The sequence below is a fragment of the Pseudarthrobacter albicanus genome (assembly GCF_018224015.1).
GTDB lineage: Bacteria > Actinomycetota > Actinomycetes > Actinomycetales > Micrococcaceae > Arthrobacter > Arthrobacter albicanus.
Genome location: NZ_JAGPOT010000042.1, coordinates 1 through 17281, shown reverse-complemented (window position 1 = coordinate 17281; position 17281 = coordinate 1). Strand labels below are relative to the sequence as shown.

Genomic DNA, 17281 nt, shown 5'->3' with positions numbered 1-17281 from the left:
ACCTCCCCGGCACGAATGCCCCCAAGGGTGCACCGACCTGGGCCATCCCGGTGCGGCAAGACAACTCGCATGCCGTCACAGGAGGGAACGCCGAGGCGGTGGTTCCGCCTCCGCCCGAGCCGCCCGTTGGTGCCCCGGTTCAGCAGGCGGGTGGGCCGTCGTCGTCTGTTGTGCCGCCGTCTGTTGTGCCGCCGTCTGTTGTGCCGCCGTCTGTTGTGCCGCCGTCTGTTGTGCCGCCGTCTGTTGTGCCGCCGTCTGTTGTGCCGCCGTCTGTTGTGCCGCCGTCTGTTGTGCCGCCGTCTGTTGTGCCGCCGTCTGTTGTGCCGCCGTCTGTTGTGCCGCCGTCTGTTGTGCCGCCGTCTGTTGTGCCGCCGTCTGTTGTGCCGCCGTCTGTTGTGCCGCCGTCTGTTGTGCCGCCGTCTGTTGTGCCGCCGTCTGTTGTGCCGCCGTCTGTTGTGCCGCCGTCTGTTGTGCCGCCGTCTGTTGTGCCGCCGTCTGTTGTGCCGCCGTCTGTTGTGCCGCCGTCTGTTGTGCCGCCGTCTGTTGTGCCGCCGTCTGTTGTGCCGCCGTCTGTTGTGCCGCCGTCTGTTGTGCCGCCGTCTGTTGTGCCGCCGTCTGTTGTGCCGCCGTCTGTTGTGCCGCCGTCTGTTGTGCCGCCGTCTGTTGTGCCGCCGTCTGTTGTGCCGCCGTCTGTTGTGCCGCCGTCTGTTGTGCCGCCGTCTGTTGTGCCGCCGTCTGTTGTGCCGCCGTCTGTTGTGCCGCCGTCTGTTGTGCCGCCGTCTGTTGTGCCGCCGTCTGTTGTGCCGCCGTCTGTTGTGCCGCCGTCTGTTGTGCCGCCGTCTGTTGTGCCGCCGTCTGTTGTGCCGCCGTCTGTTGTGCCGCCGTCTGTTGTGCCGCCGTCTGTTGTGCCGCCGTCTGTTGTGCCGCCGTCTGTTGTGCCGCCGTCTGTTGTGCCGCCGTCTGTTGTGCCGCCGTCTGTTGTGCCGCCGTCTGTTGTGCCGCCGTCTGTTGTGCCGCCGTCTGTTGTGCCGCCGTCTGTTGTGCCGCCGTCTGTTGTGCCGCCGTCTGTTGTGCCGCCGGTTGTCCCGCCGGTTGTCCCGCCGGTTGTCCCGCCGGTTGTCCCGCCTGTTGTCCCGCCTGTTGTGCCGCCAGTTGTCCCGCCGGTTGTCCCGCCTGTTGTGCCGCCGGCGGGCCCAGTCGAGCCGCCGCCGGTTGCGCCACACCAGGCTCCGGGACCCGTCCACTAGGCACCACGCTGGCAAGGACCGGCTGAGCTGCCTCGCAGCCAATCCGGCGCCGATGCAGCAGCTCACCTCCGGCGAGGTCCCGTTCGCCGCCGGCTTGAACAACCGGATCAACGCTGCCCGCAATGACGGCTCGAAACTGGACTTCTCCGGCCGAAAACGCGGTCCCGGCGGGCGACTACTTCGGGGTGCCGAAGGGCGCCTGGATCAAGGATGTCACCTTCAGGCTGATGGATTTCATGTCCAGCGGCGCCGTCGGCGTCCACCCACTCCACCCTGACAGTCCGGTGCAGCCAGTCGGAGGCAGCACGCGCTACGGCCGTTGAAGCGTAGAACATAATCCAGCGCATCATCCAGGCCGGCCGTCACAAGGGTCCTCAGGCATACTCGTTCTTACCCGGCCGCGCCGCACCAGCACCTGCTTCGGTGCAGGAGACTACTGGGTCGCCACTCGGGTTCTACTCGGAGGCCACGACAATTCCGGAATGAGGCCACAATCGGGTCGTGTCGGCGGTTCACAGGGCCGGCCCCCTGTGGTCCCATTGGTAGGTGAGTCCGTCGAGATTGGGGTCTGGCGGGCAGACAGCAGGAGTCTCATCGTGGGAAAACACTGGGGAAATTCATCGAGTGAGCAGCCAATCAGGGCACGGACCATTGCCGTGCGCTGTTTGTCAGGGGGTGTGTGCCTGTCCTTGGCGGTCCTGACCTTCGGGATTCAAGGCCTGGCGGGCACGGCGGTTCGCGACGCAACCGGCGCGTTGCCGCCCACCGGTGTCGTGGGACCCGGCACGCTGGATCCAGGAGTGCCGGCCGCCGCACCGAGCGCGGCGGCAGCGGCTGCATCAGCGTTCACCGCCGATGCCTTGGCGCTCGTGGCCTTCACCAGGTCCACGGTCGAGACCACGTCCAAAGAGGGCGGCGGCGAGCTCAATGTTGCCTCCGCCGGGATGAAGCGGCCGCCGCTGGGTTCGCTCATGGCTCCGTTGGAATCGCTCGTACCATCTTCCCCGTTTGGCCTGCGCATCAGCCCGCTGACGTTAGCGGCGGGTGAATTCCACTGGGGCCAGGACTACGCCGCGGCCTGCGGCACGCGAGTCTACTCGGCCGACGCCGGCGTAGTGCGCGCCGTCGGTTGGCACCCCTGGGGTGGCGGCAACCGGGTGGAAATCGACCACGGCAACGGCCTCATCACCACGTACAACCATCTGGAGGCAATCGCCGTCAAGAAGGGCGATTCGGTGCGGGTGGGCGAAGTCATCGCCAGGGTGGGGACCACGGGCTCATCAACAGGCTGCCATCTGCATTTCGAAACCATCCTCAACGGCTCGCATACCGATCCGCTCCGCTGGGCGATGATACCTATCCGGCAGGTGGACCCGCTGGGCCCCATCGCCATGACCAGCTACGCCCCGGAGGCCGACAAAGCATCAAACGCGAGCCTCGGCTGGGCCATTCCTGTCCGGACAGACCTGACGCACGTGGTCGCCGGCGGCGACCAGGAACGGACCGTTGCCGCCCTGGCCGCCCCCTCTCCGCCGGCGTCGGCGGCAGCCATCAAGGTCGCCGCAGCAGCGCCGCCGGCCTCGCCGTCAGCGCCGCCGGCCTCGCCGTCAGCGCCGCCGGCCTCGCCGTCAGCGCCGCCGGCCTCGCCGTCAGCGCCGCCGTCCTCGCCGACGCCGTCAGCACCCCCTACGGCTTCGCCTGCGCCGTCCACCACCCCGTCGCCGACGCCGTCGCCTACGGCACCCAGCGTGACGCCCCCACCGAGCCCGACACCGCCGCCGGCGAAACCGGCACCGCCCACCACGCCGCCCGCAGCTGATACGCCAGCTCCCGGCCCGGACCCGGCCGCGCCGCCCTCAGCGAAGGCCCCCGCTCCCGCGGCCACCGCTTCCCTCATCCCGCCCGCCGCGGTCCAGCCGCCTCAAACGGTGGCTCCGGTGCCAGCAACGACTCCGGCACCCGCCGCCACCGGCGCCGCGACTGACCCCGCGACGGCGCCGCTCCCGTAGCGTCGAGGCGCGACGCCTCGGACGCCCCGCGGGCGCGGCTGCGTTTCAGGGCGCACAACCGTCCCACGGGCGTTGGCCACGAAGGCAGACGTCCGGGCGGGAACCAGCACCCGCTCTCGTCGAGGCCGCCCGGGCAGCCCTCGCCTGATCCCGCCTAGGACCAAGGACCCTACCGCTGAGCATCCTTGCCGCCTAGACTGGGCGGACATTCCAACCTTCCGGGCCGGCCCGCCGGGCTGCCCCCGGAGTCCTCAGGATTGCCCGGCGGCCGGCCGGCACGTCGGCGGAGGGAGCATCAGAAAGCTTCGTGAATCACAACAGGGGCACCCGTCCCGCGGATCCGTGACAGCAGGAGGAAGAGATGACAGGGAACAAAGCAGTTGCCTACAAGGGGCCCGGCAAGGTCGAAATCATCGATATTGACTACCCCGGCTTTGAACTCAAAGACGGCCCGGGAGTAAACCCCGCCAACGTGGGCCGCCAGGTGCGCCACGGCGTGATCCTTAAGACCGTTGCCACCAACATTTGCGGCTCCGACCAGCACATGGTCCGGGGCCGCACGACAGCCCCCGTGGACCTCGTCCTCGGCCACGAAATTACCGGCGAGGTGGTGGAAGTGGGGCCCGACGTTGAATTCATCAAGGTGGGGGACATCTGCTCGGTTCCCTTCAACATCTCCTGCGGCCGCTGCCGGAACTGCAAGGAACGCAAGACCGGCATCTGCCTCAACGTCAATCCTGACCGCCCCGGCAGCGCCTACGGGTACGTGGACATGGGCGGCTGGGTGGGAGGCCAGGCCAACTACGTCCTGGTCCCTTATGCCGACTGGAACCTGCTGAAGTTCCCGGACCGGGACCAGGCCCTGGAAAAGATGATGGACCTGACCATGCTGTCCGACATCTTCCCGACAGGATTCCATGGTGCCGTCACCGCGGGCGTCGGAGTGGGCTCCACGGTCTACATCGCCGGGGCCGGCCCCGTGGGGCTCGCCGCGGCCACCAGCGCGCAGCTGCTGGGCGCCGCCGTCGTGATTGTCGGTGACATGAATACGGACCGACTGGCGCAGGCCCGCAGCTTCGGCTGTGAAACGGTCGACCTTAGCAAGGGCGGCCCGGCCGAACAGATTGAGCAGATCCTGGGCGTTCCGGAAGTCGATTGCGGTGTGGATGCCGTCGGGTTCGAGGCGAAGGGCCACGGCGCGGGTGCGCACGAGGCTCCGGCGACGGTGCTGAACTCCCTGATGGAAGTGGCCGCGGCCGGCGGCGCCCTCGGCATTCCCGGGCTCTACGTCACGGGGGACCCGGGCGGCGTTGACGAGGCCGCCAAGAAGGGCTCCCTGTCGATCAGCCTCGGCACCGGCTGGGCAAAATCACTGAGCTTCACCACCGGCCAGTGTCCGGTGATGAAGTACAACCGCGGCCTGATGATGGCCATCCTGCATGACAAGGTCCACATCGCCCGGAACGTCAACGCCACGGCGATCTCCCTCGAGGATGCCCCGAAGGGTTACGCCGAGTTCGACGCCGGCGCCGCCCGGAAGTACGTCCTCAATCCGAACGGATACCTCAGCTGACGGGACGCTGTTCCCGATATATGCGCCGGATGGCATGTGGAGGACGAAGACGATTAATAGCCCTTTTTCGAACACGCCTCCGGAAGTTTGCACATTGTTTGCCCAATGTCTGGTTGGATAGACCTTACTGAGAGGGACGCTGGAGGCAACCGCTTCCACCCAACCAAGAAGGCAGCAATGGAACTCATGGAGGCCGAGCACCCCCGGCCACGTCATTTCCTACTCCACCTGAGTGACCCCCACCTGCTGGGCGGACCACAACCCCTGCACGGAGCGGTGGACAGTGATGCCCTGCTCCGGCAACTCTTCGAGGAAGTCCACGCTTCGGGCGCGCGCCCCGAAGCAGTGATCTTCACAGGGGACCTCGCCGACCAGGGCGAAGCGGAGGCCTACACCAAGCTCCGCGCCATCGTCGAGCCCGCCTGCCGGGCCATGGGCGCCCGCGTCATCTGGGCGATGGGAAACCATGATGACCGGGCCAATTTCCGGGCCGGACTCCTGGACCAGCCGGCCAATGACGCGCCGGTGGACCACAGCTACTACATCAACGGCCTGCGGATCATCACCCTGGACACCTCCGTGCCGGGATTCCACCACGGCGAACTGAGCCCGGCGCAGCTGGACTGGCTGGCGACCGAACTCGAAACCCCGGCGCCGGACGGGACGATCCTCGCCTTGCACCACCCGCCCGTTCCGTCGGTGCTGGATCTCGCCGTGCTCGTTGAGCTCCGTGGCCAGGCCGCGCTCGCCGGCGTGCTGCGCAATTCCGACGTCCGCACGATCCTGGGCGGCCACCTGCACTATTCGACCACCGCCACCTTCGCCGGCATTCCCGTCTCCGTGGCCTCGGCCACCTGCTACACCCAGGACCTGAATGTGCCGGTGGGCGGCACGCGCGGACGTGACGGCGGGCAGGCCTTCAACCTTGTCCACGTCTACGAGCACACGATCGTGCACTCCGTGGTCCTCCTCGGTGAAACCCCTCCGGTGGGGGAACTGGTCTCCGCCGACGAAGTTCAACGGCGCATTGCCTCCGCCGGAGTCCGGATCCCGCGCCAGGCGAGGCCCGAGGACCCGGCCAAGACGCCGGGCCACACCAAGGTCACGACCCGCAACTAGGCCGGCTGACTCACTTTTCCCAGGGCGCCTTGATGGGGTAGTACTTCTCCAGGAAGTCCGTCACGAGCTCGGCGCGCTCCTCTGCCGGCACCTCGGGGAAGCTGCCGTCGTTCAGGCAGAAGAAATCCATGTTCCGCTTGGTGAGCAGCTTGGGCAGGTAGTTCAGGCCGGCCCGGGCCGTCGTGTCCACGTACCGCACCCTGGCAGCGGTCTGGGTGACGGCCCGGCCGGTGAGCAGCGCGTAGTAGTGGTAGAACGAGTTGGTCACGGAGATGTTGTCCGCCGCCCGGAAGGTGCTGGCGGCGGTCTTGGCGAATTCCGCCGGGAACTCCTGTTCCATCTGCGCCATGAGGCTGCGACGCAGCGGTGCGGCCGTGTGCTCCAGGTGCCGGGTGGTGATCCGGCCGAAACGGTTCCAGAGCAGCTTGCGGTTCACGCGGGCCGCGTTCTCAAAGCCGCTGCGCTCGGCGTCGTTGTCGCCCAGCCCGATCCGTGTTTCCGCCTCGATGAACTTGGTGATCCCGCCCGGCGTGAAGAACATGTCCGGTCCCACGGCCCGTCCGAAGAACATATCGTCGTTGGAATACAGGAAGTGCTCGGAGAGCCCGTCAATGTGGTGGAGCTGGCACTCGACCGCCTGCGAATTATGGGTCGGCAGCACGGACGGGTCCGCGAAGAACTCCTCGCTGCGGACGATCGTCACGCCCGGGTGGTCCGCCAGCCAGGACGGTGCGGGGGAATCCGTGGCAATGAAGATCCGGCGGATCCAGGGCGCAAACATGTAGACCGAACGCAGCGCGTACTTGAGCTCGTCAATCTGGCGGAAACGGGCCTCATGGTCATCGCCTTCGCCCACCACGACGCCGGCCATGCGGGCCCGGCGGGCCGCGATGTACTCCGGGGACGTGCCGTCCACCCAGGAGAACACCAGGTCGACGTCGAAGCTGATATCGCTGGCGTGGTCGGCGAACATGTTCTCGATGGTGGGCCAGGTATGGCCGTAGCGCTCCACGGTGCCGCGCACCGCGTCCTGCGCCAGCATGGTCCGGCGGGTCAGCGAGTTTTCGATCGGCAGGACCAGCTCGTTCCCTTCGAAGCTCCAAAGCTCCAGCTGGACACCGGCCGAGGCGCCGAATTCAAAGCCGCCCTCCGGTTCAACCCGGGGACGGTACAGCCGGAAGATCCGGGACTGCCGGTTGGGCGAGAGCTCGCCGTCGGCGACCAGCACGGATGACTTCTTTTTCGCATCGATGCTCATGGAGTAAAACGGCTCGTCACGGCAGGCCTCGACGAGCGCGTCGCGGAGTTCCTTACGCAGCTTCCAGTCCACGGCAATGACCGGCCGGTGGTTATTGCCGCGCACCAGCAGGTAGTCGAGGCCGGCGCCGGCCAGGACGGAGCGCAGGAACAGCAGGTCTTCGACCATGGCCTGGTACTGCGTGCGGTTCTCATTGATCAGCGCATACCGGCCGCGCCGGCGCACCACGTCCGCGCGGGGCCGGAACCTCGCGACGGCGGCCGCGGACGTCACCTCGGCGTGGGCGTCTTCGGAGGCCTGGCCGCCGTAGTAAATCTCGTCCTGGATCAGTGCTTCTGTAATGTTGTTTCTCCGAGCTGCGTTGAATGGTGTTGCATCTACTTGCATAATAACCTCCCGCCCAAAATCGGTTCCGGAAAAACCCGCGTGTCCGCGCCGCCACAGCCCTCCCAGCCGCCGCCGTACCGGGCCGGGGGCCGGGCTCAGTCCGCGAGGGCTGACCGCCAGCTGCGCAGGAAGGCGGCCCCGGCGTCGTCGTGGATGACGTCCTCCGCCAGGCCCAGATCGGCCGCAGTGAGCACCTCATACGGTTTCACGGGGATGCCGTCGGCGGGCCGGACGTCCACGTGCTTCACCGGGTGGTCGTTGTGGTGCAGCCAGTCCGCCATCGCATAGTCGGTGCGGGAATCGCCGACCGTGCGCCAGGCCTGGGGGGTGATGCCCTGGGCCGCGAGCAGTTCCACCGCCCGGCTCGCGCCCAGGTCCTTGCCCAGCCGGATGGACTCGATGTCCGTGGAGATGATCGTGGGATCCACCCGGTAGTCGATCTGGTCGTCGGAAGCGGGGGCATGGTGGTCCAGCCGTACGACGCCGAGACCGTGCCGTGCCATCAGCTCCATCGCGTCGGCGTCGAAGAGTTCCTGCTCGGCACGGTAATCGGAGTTGGCGACCGCGATGTGCTGTTCCACGGAAACCATGGCCCGCTTCGTTTCATCGAAGAACATGTGGGCGGAATAGTCCTCGGCGACCAGCCGGCGGATGTCGTCGCCGTAGGCCCGCGGGACGGCGAGTTCCTTATCCATATGGACCGGACCGGGGCCGGCCGCGGTGTAGCTGAACCAGACCGCACCCTTCTCGCACACGGCATGGATGGTCGTGCCGGCCGGCATGCCGGCGGCGATCATCGGCTCCATCACCTGCTCGCGGATGAAGGCATCGGACCGGCCGGTATTGAAAACGACCGGGATCCCGACGGCGGCCAGGGCCAGCAGGTCCGCGATGATCCCATCCTGGACAACCCGGGTGACCGGGCTCGCGATCGGGCCGTCGACGTCGAGCAGCAGGGCGAGCGGGGGAGCCGACGGCGCCGGGGAGGCTGAAATCCCGGCTGAAGTTTCGGATGCAGTCATGCACTCATTCTCTCAGCCGCCACGCCCCTTTGCATGTGTCCGGGAGCGAGGCGACGGCCGGGTCAACCGGGACAGGACCGGGCCATTCAATGTGACAAATGGTTACCGTTTGGCTACAACCTCCCGCGACCACCGCCCGGTGATTCCCTTGGCCGTCCAAGTTCCTTACGCTTGCAGGGTGATATTCAAAGCTGTGGGCGAGGGACGCCCTTACCCCGACCATGGTTACACCACGCCCAAGGACTGGGCCGCCCTCCCGCCCAGGCCGGTGCGCCTGGACGAACTGGTGACCACCAAGCGCACCCTGGACCTCGAGGCGCTGCTCGCGGAGGACTCGACTTTCTTCGGCGACCTGTTCCCGCACGTCGTGCAGTTCCGTGGCGTCCTGTACCTGGAGGACGGGCTGCACCGGGCCGTCCGCACCGCCCTGCACCAGCGCACCGCCATCCACGCGCGCGTACTGGTGATCAATGGCTAGAAAGCCGAAGGACGTCAAGGTCCTGCACGGGCATCGCGTGGTCACCGCCTCCGACCTGGATGCTGCCCTGGTGCCGCCGGAGGACACGGAAGGCAATCGGGTCCGGCGGCGCCGCCGGATCCTGCACGCCGTGGTCCTGGCGTTGCTGGCTGGCCTGATCGCCGCGGCGATCGTGACGGCCCTGGCGATCATGAACGGACAGCTCAAGGTTCCGACGGCGGAGCGGAGCTCTGCGGCGGCGTCCCCCTGCCCGGACGCCACCTTCGACTACACCCCGCCCGAGAAGATCACCGTCAGCGTCTTCAACGCCACGAACCGCCCGGGCCTGGCCCGCATCGTGGCGGACGGGTTCGCGGCGCGCAAGTTCATCGTCGGGGCCGTCGGCAACACCACGTCCAGCTACCGCGGCGTGGCGCTGGTCGTATCCGGAGCCGCGGGCCAGTCGGCGGCCTTCAGTGTGCAGCGCAACCTGCCGGGCTCGGATTACGTCCAGGACGGCCGCACGGACCCGGGCGTTGACGTCATCCTGACCGGCGACTACAAGGAGCTGGCGAAGCCCGAGCTGGTGGACCAGACGCCGGGCAAGCTCAGCTGCCCCCGGGAGGCCCGGCGCATCGTTGATGAGCCGCCATTGCCCGTGCCGACGGCGGTTCCGCCGGGCGGGTAGCCCGGCCGGATCCGCCGGGGTGGCTAGGTGCTGAGCGGGACGGGGGCGCCGGCGTCGTCGAACCGGGCACCGGCCCCCAGCTGGATGAACCGCACGGTGCGCGCGACGCGTGCCTCGGCGGCGGGGTCCGGGCCCGCGCCGCCCCCACGGGCGGCACTTGAGGAGAGCGTGCCGTGGATGAGCTGCGCCAGTTGCGCGATGTCGGTCTGGGGCAGGTAGCCTTGGGCCATGCCGTCACGCAGGATGCCCTGCAGGAGCACGCTGAGCTCGCCCACATGGTCCGCAAGCTTGGCGAAGGACGCCGGTGAAAGGACCGCCCCCATGGCCGGCCCCGGCGGCAGATGCCTGCGGCTCAGGTCCTCGACCTGGGCGCGCACGTAGACGGCAAGCCTCTCCACCGGGTTCTCCAGCGAGGCCAGTGATTCCCTCAGGTCCAGGAGGAACCGTTCGGTCTCGTCAAGGGCGTAGGCAATGAGGAGCTCTTCGATGTCCGCGTAGTAGTTATAGACGGCGGTGCGGCCGATCCCCGCATGCCTGGCCACGTCCGTCATGGTCAGCCCGGGCAGCCCGTGGGTGAACAGCAGTTCACCGAAGGCGGTCAGGATGCGGCGTTGGGTCTCGGCGCGTTGGGCGGCGTTGTTCGCGGCCGAAATCCTGGGCATAGGGACACTTTAGCGTGATCTGTCACCAAAGCCCCGGTTTCCCGGCGGGGCGCGGGGGTGGAGGAGGTCCGGGGCGCGGACGTTTGGCTAGACCGCGCAACCTTCCGGTCCGCACGCTTCACCGGTGGCCCCGCCGCTGCCGGCAGCGTCGACCATGACGAGCGGATGGCTTTCCTGCCAGGCCTGGGCGAGGGCCGCGCTGAACGTCCCGGCCGGCTGGGCGCCGGAGAGCCCGTACTTCCGGTCGATGACAAAGAACGGGACGCCGTTGATGCCCAGGGCGCGGCCCTCCTCGAAGTCCTGCCGGACGGCGTCGGCGTATTTGTCGGTGCTGAACAGCTCGCTGAGCTCGCCGGCGTCGAGCCCGAGGTCCAGGCCGAGGGAGGTGAGGTATTCCCGGTTGCCGATGTCCTTGCCGTGCTCGAAGTGGTCGCTGAGCAGGCGTTCCTTCGCCGCGTCCTGCTGCCCGTGCGCGGCGGCGAGGTGGATCAGGCGGTGCGCGGTGAAGCTGTTGGCCACCACGACGTCGTCAAAGCGGTAGTTGAGCCCCTCGCCTTTGGCCTGGGCGGCCACGTGCTCGAACATCCCGGCGATCTGCGCCGGAGCCAGGCCCTTGCGGGTGCTCAGGTACTCCCGTTCGGTGCCGTCGTAGTGCTCCGGGAGGGCGGGATCCAGCTGGTAGCTGCGCCATTGCACCTCCACGGAGTCGCGGTGCGGGAAGGCCGCAAGGGCAGTTTCAAAGCGGCGCTTGCCGATGTAGCACCAGGGGCACGCGACGTCGGACCAGATCTCAATCTTCATGCTTCCCACAACCTCCGCCCACGCGGTCTCATTCCCCTTGGGCGTTGTTGGATAGGCCACAGGGGTAGCGGAAGGTCTGATCCTTGCCCGGAATCACTTCGGGCAATATGGTTTGACATAGGCAATGCAGTCAGCCCCCCGGATGCCTTTCATCCGGACGCAATCGTGAATCTGCCGTGATGCGCCCAGGCGGGCGCTTGGACCCACCGTGCGGCAGCAGTCTGCTCTGCGAGCTGGGAGGCCAGGCAATGCGTATAGGACTAATAGCGGGACCCTGGATTCCGGTACCTCCGGCCGGTTACGGTGGTATTGAGCGGGTGGTGGACAGCCTCGCCCGTGGTTTTGCTGCTGCCGGGCATGAGGTTTTGTTGGCTGTTCCCTCGGACAGCGAATGCCCGGTTCCCCGCGTTTCCGGAATGAGGATCTCGGAACCGGCCGCACTGGGGACTACCCTTTCGGAGCTTAGCCACGTGATACGGGCGTACCGGGGCATGCGGGGAGTGGACGTCATCCACGACCACACCGCGGCCGGTCCGCTGTACCCGCACCGTCCATCCTCGGTCCCGGTGGTCACAACGATTCACGGCCCGCTGACGCCTTCGGCGGCGGACGTCTACCGGGCCATCGGGAGAAACGCCAGCATCATCGCCATTTCCCGTGATCAGGTCAGTCATGCTCCGGACGTGCCCGTTGCCCGGGTTATCCACCATGGATTGGACCTGTCCACCGTTCCCAGGGGCGCGGGCCAGGGTGGCTACGTTTGCTTCGTGGGACGGATGTGCCCCGACAAGGGCGTGACGGAGGCGATCGCGGTCGCCCGGAAGGCGGGATTTCCCTTGCGTATCGCGGCAAAAATGCGCGAGCCCGAGGAGTTGCGCTATTTCCGGGAGGTCGTGGAGCCGCTTCTCGGTCCCAATGAGGAATTCATGGGGGAGATCGGGGATGCCGAAAAGTACGCGCTGATGGGCGGCGCGTTCGCATTCCTCAATCCCATTCAGTGGTCCGAGCCTTTTGGCCTGGTCATGATTGAAGCCCTGGCCACGGGGACCCCGGTGGTGGGCACCCCGATCGGCTCAGCCCCGGAAATCGTGGAGCACGGCACCACCGGATATCTGGCCTCCCTGGCGGACCTGCCGGCGTTGCTGCCCCGGGCGGCCGCGCTTAGCCGGGCCGCCTGCCGCGCGTCCGTCCAGGAGCGGTTCAGCTCTGATCGCATGGTTGCCGAGCATCTGGACTTGTTCGCGCAGATCCTGCAGCAGCGGATGCCCCTCGGGGATTCGGATCCGCGCACGGTGCATGAGAATCAGATACAGGATTCGTTGACGCCTGGTGCATGAGTCCAGGGTCCGCGACGTCTGCCCGAAGGGAAGGGATCACCCCCATGAATGCCTGGAACGCCGACACCTCAGCAGGGCCGTCCGAGGCGGGTGCCGTCACCGTCGTCGAAGGGTCTTCGTTTTGTATCTCGTCCCATAGCGGCGACATCATTGCGGGCGGGCCGCAGGGCGATTTCTACCAGGACACCCGGATACTTTCCCGGTGGATGCTCCGCGTCAACGGCGCGCCGAGGGAACCGCTGGTGGCCCGGACACCCACGGCGTTCCAGGCGACCTTCGTGGGAAGGGCGCGCTGGTCGGACGGGAGGTTCGACAGCCCCCTGGTGGTCCGGCACCAGCGGCATGTGGGGCCCGGACTGCGGGACGACATCACCATCCGCAATTACTCCTCCGAACCTGCCGAATGCGACATCGAGCTGATCGTCGACGCCGACCTGGCGGATCTCTTCGACGTCAAAGGCGGCAGGGTGGCAACCGGGGCCGTTGTCCGCCGGAGCGTCCACGACGGGGAGTTGCATATCGAAGCCGAGCGTAACGGCCAGCGCCGGGCCACGGCCATCCGTGCGGCCGGCGCGCACGTCCGGGAGGATGCCCTGACTTTCCGGGTGGATATTCCGCCCCGGGGACACTGGTCCACGTCCGTCATCGTGGTGCCGCTGATCAACGGAAAGGGGCCGGATGAGCCCTTTACCGAGACCAGATCCCCCCACCACCGGACCGGCGTACAGCGGCATATCGCCTGGGGCGAACATGTACCGCGCATAACTGTCTCGGAGCGGAATGTTCAAAACGTCCTGAACCGCAGCCAGAGCGATCTGGGTTCCCTCCGGATCTTTGATTCGGCGCACTCGGACAGGGTCGCGGTTGCCGCCGGAGCCCCCTGGTTCATGGCCCTGTTCGGCCGGGATTCGCTGCTTTCCTCCTACATGGCGCTCTTGGTGGACCCGAACCTGGCCGCCGGGACGCTGCAGACCCTGGCAGAGATCCAGGGAACGAAGGTGGACCCGGCCTCGGAGGAAGAACCGGGCAGGATCCCCCATGAGGTGAGGTTTGGCCTTACTTCGGGCCTTGCCCTGGGCGGTACCGCGTATTACGGCACCGCCGACGCGACACCGCTGTTCGTAAGCGTCCTCAGCGAACTCAACCGTTGGGGGCTGGGCGGGGACATCATCGAGTCGCTGCTGCCGCATGCGGACCGCGCCCTGGACTGGATCGAGCACTTCGGGGACCGTGACGGCGATGGCTTCGTGGAATATCTGCGGCCCAACCCCCACGGACTGCTGAACCAGGGGTGGAAGGACTCGTGGGACGGGATAAATTTCGCCGACGGCAGGATGGCTGAGCCGCCCATAGCGCTGTGCGAGGTGCAGGGGTACGTGTACGCGGCCTATATCGGCCGGTCGTTGCTGGCCCGGTCCGCCGGCGACAAAGCCTTGGAACACAAATGGGCCGAACGCGCCGCCAGCCTGAAGGAATCGTTCAACGAGCGGTTCTGGTTGCCCGGGAAAGGGTACTTCGCCCTCGCGCTGGACAGGGACAAGCAGCCGGTGGATTCCTGCACCTCAAATATGGGCCACTGCCTCTGGGTCGGGATTGTCGATGAGGATAAGGCGTCCCTGGTCGCCGAGCGCCTGATGTCCCCGGAGATGTTTACCGGCTGGGGCATCAGGACACTGGGATCGGATATGGGTGCGTACAACCCCGTCAGCTACCACAACGGCTCAGTCTGGCCGCACGATACGGCCCTCGTTGCCACCGGTCTCATGCGTTACGGCTTCGTGGAAGAGGCCAGCCGGATTGCCAGCGGTCTTTTTGCGGCCGCCGCGCATTTCGACGGGCAACTGCCGGAGCTGTTCTGCGGGTTTGACCGCAGCGATTTCCCGGAACCGGTGCCCTATCCCACCGCCTGCTCTCCCCAGGCGTGGGCAGCGGCGGCCCCCGTGCAGCTGGCCCGCATCCTTTTGCGCTTTGATCCCGACTTCACCCGGAGAGTGCTCCATCTGGCACCGATCCTGCCGGAGGAAATCGGCGATTTCCAGGCACAAAACGTGCTGCTGGGCCAGTCCAGGATCGCCATACAGGCCCGGGGCAGGGCGGGAAGCGTGGACGGGCTGCCTCCTGCGCTGACGCTCGTGAATGAGCCCCGACCGCCTCTGGACGACGGCCTGCGCGGAATTACCCGAGCGGGCGCTCCATGACGAAGTCGTGTTCCACCGTGTTTCCGAGCTGGAAGGATTTGGTTCCGACCTTCCGGAAGCCCGATTTTTCGTAGAAGCGGATGGCCCTGGCATTCTGGCTGTTGACCCCGAGCCAGATCCCGGCGGCCCCGGCGGCTGCCGCGGACGCGACGCTCGCGTGCATGAGTTCGGCCGCAGCGCCGAGCCCGTGGTGGTCGGGATGGACGTAACACTTGCTGAGCTCGGCGGACGGCAGAATGGGCAGGGCAGCCGCCACGTCCCGATCCTGCGCGGGGCGGAACACCAGCAGGCTGTAGCCGCGGAGTCCGCCGTCGGCATGAAGGCCGTCGGCGTGAAGGCCGTCGGCCTCAATGACGAGGACCGTCACCGAGGGATCGGCGAGGTAGGCGCGGAAGTTTTCCTCGCTCAGGGTGTTCGCCAGGTGCGCCGCGATGTCCTCCGGCGCCGAACCCGGCGGGCACGCCAGCGGAAAGGTTACGGCCGCCAGCTCAGCCAGGCTTCCGGCGTCGTCCGCACCGGCTCTCCGGATCACATGGTTCATGCCAAAAACCCTAGTCGCATTCCGCTGCGCAGTACGGCGGCCGCCGTGATAGCAATGGAACTGATGAAAGTCACTTCCAGCTCCAAGCCCGGCAACCCGGGCCGCCGCATGTCGACCAAGATTCCTTCCAGGGGGCCCAGCGGCTGGATCCTGCTGGCCGCGATCGGGCTGATCGCCCTGAACATGCGCGGTCCGCTCGTGGCGGTGGCGCCCGTGGTCGGCGCCATGAACCGGGACCTCGGGTTTTCGCCGGCGGAACTGGGCTACCTCACCGGCATCCCGGTGCTGTGCTTCGCCCTGGCCGCGCCGCTGTCCGCCCTGACCGGGCGGAAGACGGGGCCGGAGTTCGCGATCACGCTCACCCTGCTCGGCGTGCTTCTGGGCGTAGCAGTACGGTCCGCGGGCGGCGGCGCCCTCGTCATGCTCGGCACCGTCATACTGGGCGTCGCGATCACGGCGGGCAACATCGTCGTCCCGCTGATCATCCGGCGCGATTTCACGCCCGCCCGCCAGGGCGCGGCGATGGGTGTCTACACGGCGTCGCTGAACATCGGCTCCTTCATTACCGCCATGGTCACGGCGCCCCTGGCCGAATTGCTCGGCTGGCGCCTGGCGCTCGCTTCCTGCGGTGTCTTGCCGTGGCCGGGGCGGTGTTCTGGGCGCTGGCGGTGCGCCGCAGGGCCTTCATTCCCGAGGCTGTGCCGGTGCCGGATCCGGCCCGGCCGGCAGCCAAGCCGGCGTCGCGGTGGATCACGGCAGGCCTCACTGCCGGGTTCGCCGGCCAGGCCTTCACCTACTACGGCGTGACCGCCTGGCTTCCCACCCTGCTGGCCGATGAGCTCGGCATGACGGCCGCGGCCGCCGGCGCCGGGTCCTCGCTCTTCCAGATTTTTGCGATCGCCGGCGGGCTGGGAGTGCCGTTCGTAGCCCGTTATGTCAGCACGACGACGGCGGGCCTCGCCCTGGGGGCGCTGTGGCTGACTGTTCCGCTGGGCCTGCTGCTGGCCCCGGAGTTGTGGTGGCTGTGGTCCTCGCTCGGTGGCGTCGCCCAGGGCGGTGGCATCACGCTGATCTTCATCGCCATCATCAAGCTGGCCCGCGACCAGGCCTCGGCGGGCCGGATGTCCGCCGTCGTCCAGGGCGCCGGCTACTGCTTCGGGGCCGCGGCCCCCACCCTGCTGGGCTACGTGCACGGCGTCTCCGGGTCCTGGACGGGTCCGCTGCTGATCATCCTCGGCTCGGCGGCGGTGTTCACCCTCGGCACCGCCCTCTCGCTGCGCCACGTCCCGAAACAGCACTGACCAACAGCGCCGAGCGGACAGTTCAGGCCCATGTTGCCGCGCAAACATGGGCCTGAACTGTCCGCTCGGCGGAGTGGAACGGGGTGTTCCGCCGCCGGGCCGCCGCCCCGGATCTCGGGGTGCCTGTTGCGAAGGGCGTGGCAGCCCGGCTGACGGAAATCTCTGCGGACCCACCGGTCCGTTCCGTTCCGGTCAGGCCGGCACGAGCGCGGGGTCCTCGCTGGCAAGGTCGACGCCGTCGCGCGCCTCGTGCAGGAACCTGTCGTAGGCGGGAAGCGTCAGGAAGGCCGGGAACTCGGCGCTGAGCGTGACTTCCTCGAAGATGTCCCGCGCGTCGGCGAAGCGGTCCCCTTCGAAGCGTTCCAGTTTCGCGAACTCCTCGTCGAGCATGTCCTCCACCCACTCGCGGGTGATGACGTCGCCCTTGTCGGTGATGGCGCGGGCGAAGATCCACTGCCACAGCTGCGAGCGGGAGATCTCCGCGGTGGCTGCGTCCTCCATCAGGTTGTGGATCGCCACGGCGCCGTTGCCGCGCAGCCAGGACTCGATGTAGCGGATCCCGACCTCGATGTTGTTCCGGATGCCCTGTTCGGTGATGGTGCCGGTGGTGGAGGCGATGTCGAGCAGGGCGCGGTCGTCCGGGGTGACGTCCTCGCGGAGCCGGTCCAGCTGGTTCGGGCG

The 17281-nt window shown here is 67.6% G+C and carries 14 protein-coding genes and 2 pseudogenes; 9 read left to right on the top strand and 7 right to left on the bottom strand.

From position 1 onward, the window contains the following. Positions 1-75: 75 nt before the first annotated feature. Entirely contained in the window at positions 76-1221 is a 1146-nt protein-coding gene (locus tag J9611_RS10975) for a histone H1-like repetitive region-containing protein (protein ID WP_211880126.1), read from the bottom strand. Positions 1222-1369: 148 nt separating this feature from the next. Between J9611_RS10975 and J9611_RS10970 the strand changes: the two genes are divergently transcribed. The 4 genes from J9611_RS10970 to J9611_RS10955 all read left to right on the top strand — a co-directional run bounded on the left by J9611_RS10970 (position 1370) and on the right by J9611_RS10955 (position 5948). Next, complete coding sequence (locus J9611_RS10970; RefSeq protein WP_211880125.1) at positions 1370-1570, top strand: hypothetical protein; 201 nt, start codon at positions 1370-1372, stop codon at positions 1568-1570. Between the two features lie 354 nt (positions 1571-1924). Further along, on the top strand, positions 1925-3256 hold the full coding sequence (locus tag J9611_RS10965) for a M23 family metallopeptidase (RefSeq protein ID WP_211880124.1): 1332 nt from the start codon (positions 1925-1927) through the stop codon (positions 3254-3256). 361 nt (positions 3257-3617) lie between these two features. After that, positions 3618-4829, top strand: coding sequence for a formaldehyde dehydrogenase, glutathione-independent (gene fdhA, locus J9611_RS10960; RefSeq protein ID WP_211880123.1), 1212 nt, complete (start codon positions 3618-3620; stop codon positions 4827-4829). Between the two features lie 177 nt (positions 4830-5006). Next, positions 5007-5948 carry a phosphodiesterase gene (locus tag J9611_RS10955; RefSeq protein ID WP_211880122.1) on the top strand — a complete coding sequence of 314 codons (942 nt, stop codon included), beginning with the start codon at positions 5007-5009 and terminating at the stop codon, positions 5946-5948. 10 nt (positions 5949-5958) lie between these two features. On the opposite strand, the gene J9611_RS10950 is transcribed toward J9611_RS10955, so the two are convergent. Next, the gene (locus tag J9611_RS10950) at positions 5959-7593 is read right to left on the bottom strand and encodes a stealth family protein (protein ID WP_211880120.1); all 1635 of its coding nucleotides are present in this window, start codon (positions 7591-7593) and stop codon (positions 5959-5961) included. A 95-nt stretch (positions 7594-7688) separates the two neighbouring features. Continuing rightward, the gene (locus J9611_RS10945) at positions 7689-8615 is read right to left on the bottom strand and encodes a Cof-type HAD-IIB family hydrolase (protein WP_211880118.1); all 927 of its coding nucleotides are present in this window, start codon (positions 8613-8615) and stop codon (positions 7689-7691) included. A gap of 178 nt (positions 8616-8793) precedes the next feature. Between J9611_RS10945 and J9611_RS10940 the strand changes: the two genes are divergently transcribed. Together J9611_RS10940 and J9611_RS10935 are read left to right on the top strand one after the other, a co-directional pair. Next, positions 8794-9093 (top strand): type II toxin-antitoxin system VapB family antitoxin, encoded by a 300-nt coding sequence (locus J9611_RS10940; protein WP_211880116.1) that lies wholly within the window; start codon positions 8794-8796, stop codon positions 9091-9093. Further along, on the top strand, positions 9086-9760 hold the full coding sequence (locus J9611_RS10935; RefSeq protein ID WP_211880114.1) for a LytR C-terminal domain-containing protein: 675 nt from the start codon (positions 9086-9088) through the stop codon (positions 9758-9760). The genes J9611_RS10940 and J9611_RS10935 overlap by 8 nt, the downstream gene beginning before the upstream one ends. Before the next feature lie 23 nt (positions 9761-9783). On the opposite strand, the gene J9611_RS10930 is transcribed toward J9611_RS10935, so the two are convergent. Together J9611_RS10930 and J9611_RS10925 are read right to left on the bottom strand one after the other, a co-directional pair. Further along, positions 9784-10422, bottom strand: a complete 639-nt coding sequence (locus tag J9611_RS10930; protein ID WP_211880111.1) for a TetR/AcrR family transcriptional regulator — start codon at positions 10420-10422, stop codon at positions 9784-9786. Positions 10423-10509: 87 nt separating this feature from the next. Further along, on the bottom strand, positions 10510-11223 hold the full coding sequence (locus J9611_RS10925; protein WP_211880110.1) for a DsbA family oxidoreductase: 714 nt from the start codon (positions 11221-11223) through the stop codon (positions 10510-10512). A gap of 248 nt (positions 11224-11471) precedes the next feature. On the opposite strand from J9611_RS10925, the gene J9611_RS10920 reads away from it, so the two are divergent. Continuing rightward, a complete protein-coding gene (locus tag J9611_RS10920) occupies positions 11472-12560 on the top strand; it encodes a glycosyltransferase family 4 protein (protein WP_211880108.1) in 1089 nt (362 codons plus the stop codon). Positions 12561-12604: 44 nt separating this feature from the next. Further along, positions 12605-14758 (top strand): amylo-alpha-1,6-glucosidase, encoded by a 2154-nt coding sequence (locus J9611_RS10915; protein ID WP_211880106.1) that lies wholly within the window; start codon positions 12605-12607, stop codon positions 14756-14758. Here J9611_RS10915 and J9611_RS10910 read toward each other — a convergent pair. After that, on the bottom strand, positions 14736-15299 hold the full coding sequence (locus tag J9611_RS10910; RefSeq protein ID WP_211880104.1) for a GNAT family N-acetyltransferase: 564 nt from the start codon (positions 15297-15299) through the stop codon (positions 14736-14738). The genes J9611_RS10915 and J9611_RS10910 overlap by 23 nt on opposite strands. 108 nt (positions 15300-15407) lie before the next feature. On the opposite strand from J9611_RS10910, the pseudogene J9611_RS10905 reads away from it, so the two are divergent. After that, positions 15408-16600, top strand: a pseudogene (locus J9611_RS10905) (MFS transporter). A 192-nt stretch (positions 16601-16792) separates the two neighbouring features. Here the strand turns inward: J9611_RS10905 and J9611_RS10900 are convergent. Further along, a pseudogene (locus tag J9611_RS10900) lies at positions 16793-17281 on the bottom strand (malate synthase A); the annotation flags it as partial.

Bases quoted from the DNA above. Each gene is read 5' to 3' on its own strand.
- J9611_RS10970 (WP_211880125.1), top strand. From the start codon at position 1,370: ATGACGGCTCGAAACTGGACTTCTCCGGCCGAAAACGCGGTCCCGGCG.
- J9611_RS10915 (WP_211880106.1), top strand. From the start codon at position 12,605: ATGAATGCCTGGAACGCCGACACCTCAGCAGGGCCGTCCGAGGCGGGT.
- J9611_RS10935 (WP_211880114.1), top strand. From the start codon at position 9,086: ATGGCTAGAAAGCCGAAGGACGTCAAGGTCCTGCACGGGCATCGCGTG.
- J9611_RS10945 (WP_211880118.1), bottom strand. From the start codon at position 8,615: ATGACTGCATCCGAAACTTCAGCCGGGATTTCAGCCTCCCCGGCGCCG.
- J9611_RS10950 (WP_211880120.1), bottom strand. From the start codon at position 7,593: ATGCAAGTAGATGCAACACCATTCAACGCAGCTCGGAGAAACAACATT.
- J9611_RS10910 (WP_211880104.1), bottom strand. From the start codon at position 15,299: ATGAACCATGTGATCCGGAGAGCCGGTGCGGACGACGCCGGAAGCCTG.
- J9611_RS10925 (WP_211880110.1), bottom strand. From the start codon at position 11,223: ATGAAGATTGAGATCTGGTCCGACGTCGCGTGCCCCTGGTGCTACATC.
- J9611_RS10955 (WP_211880122.1), top strand. From the start codon at position 5,007: ATGGAACTCATGGAGGCCGAGCACCCCCGGCCACGTCATTTCCTACTC.
- fdhA (WP_211880123.1), top strand. From the start codon at position 3,618: ATGACAGGGAACAAAGCAGTTGCCTACAAGGGGCCCGGCAAGGTCGAA.
- J9611_RS10920 (WP_211880108.1), top strand. From the start codon at position 11,472: ATGCGTATAGGACTAATAGCGGGACCCTGGATTCCGGTACCTCCGGCC.
- J9611_RS10930 (WP_211880111.1), bottom strand. From the start codon at position 10,422: ATGCCCAGGATTTCGGCCGCGAACAACGCCGCCCAACGCGCCGAGACC.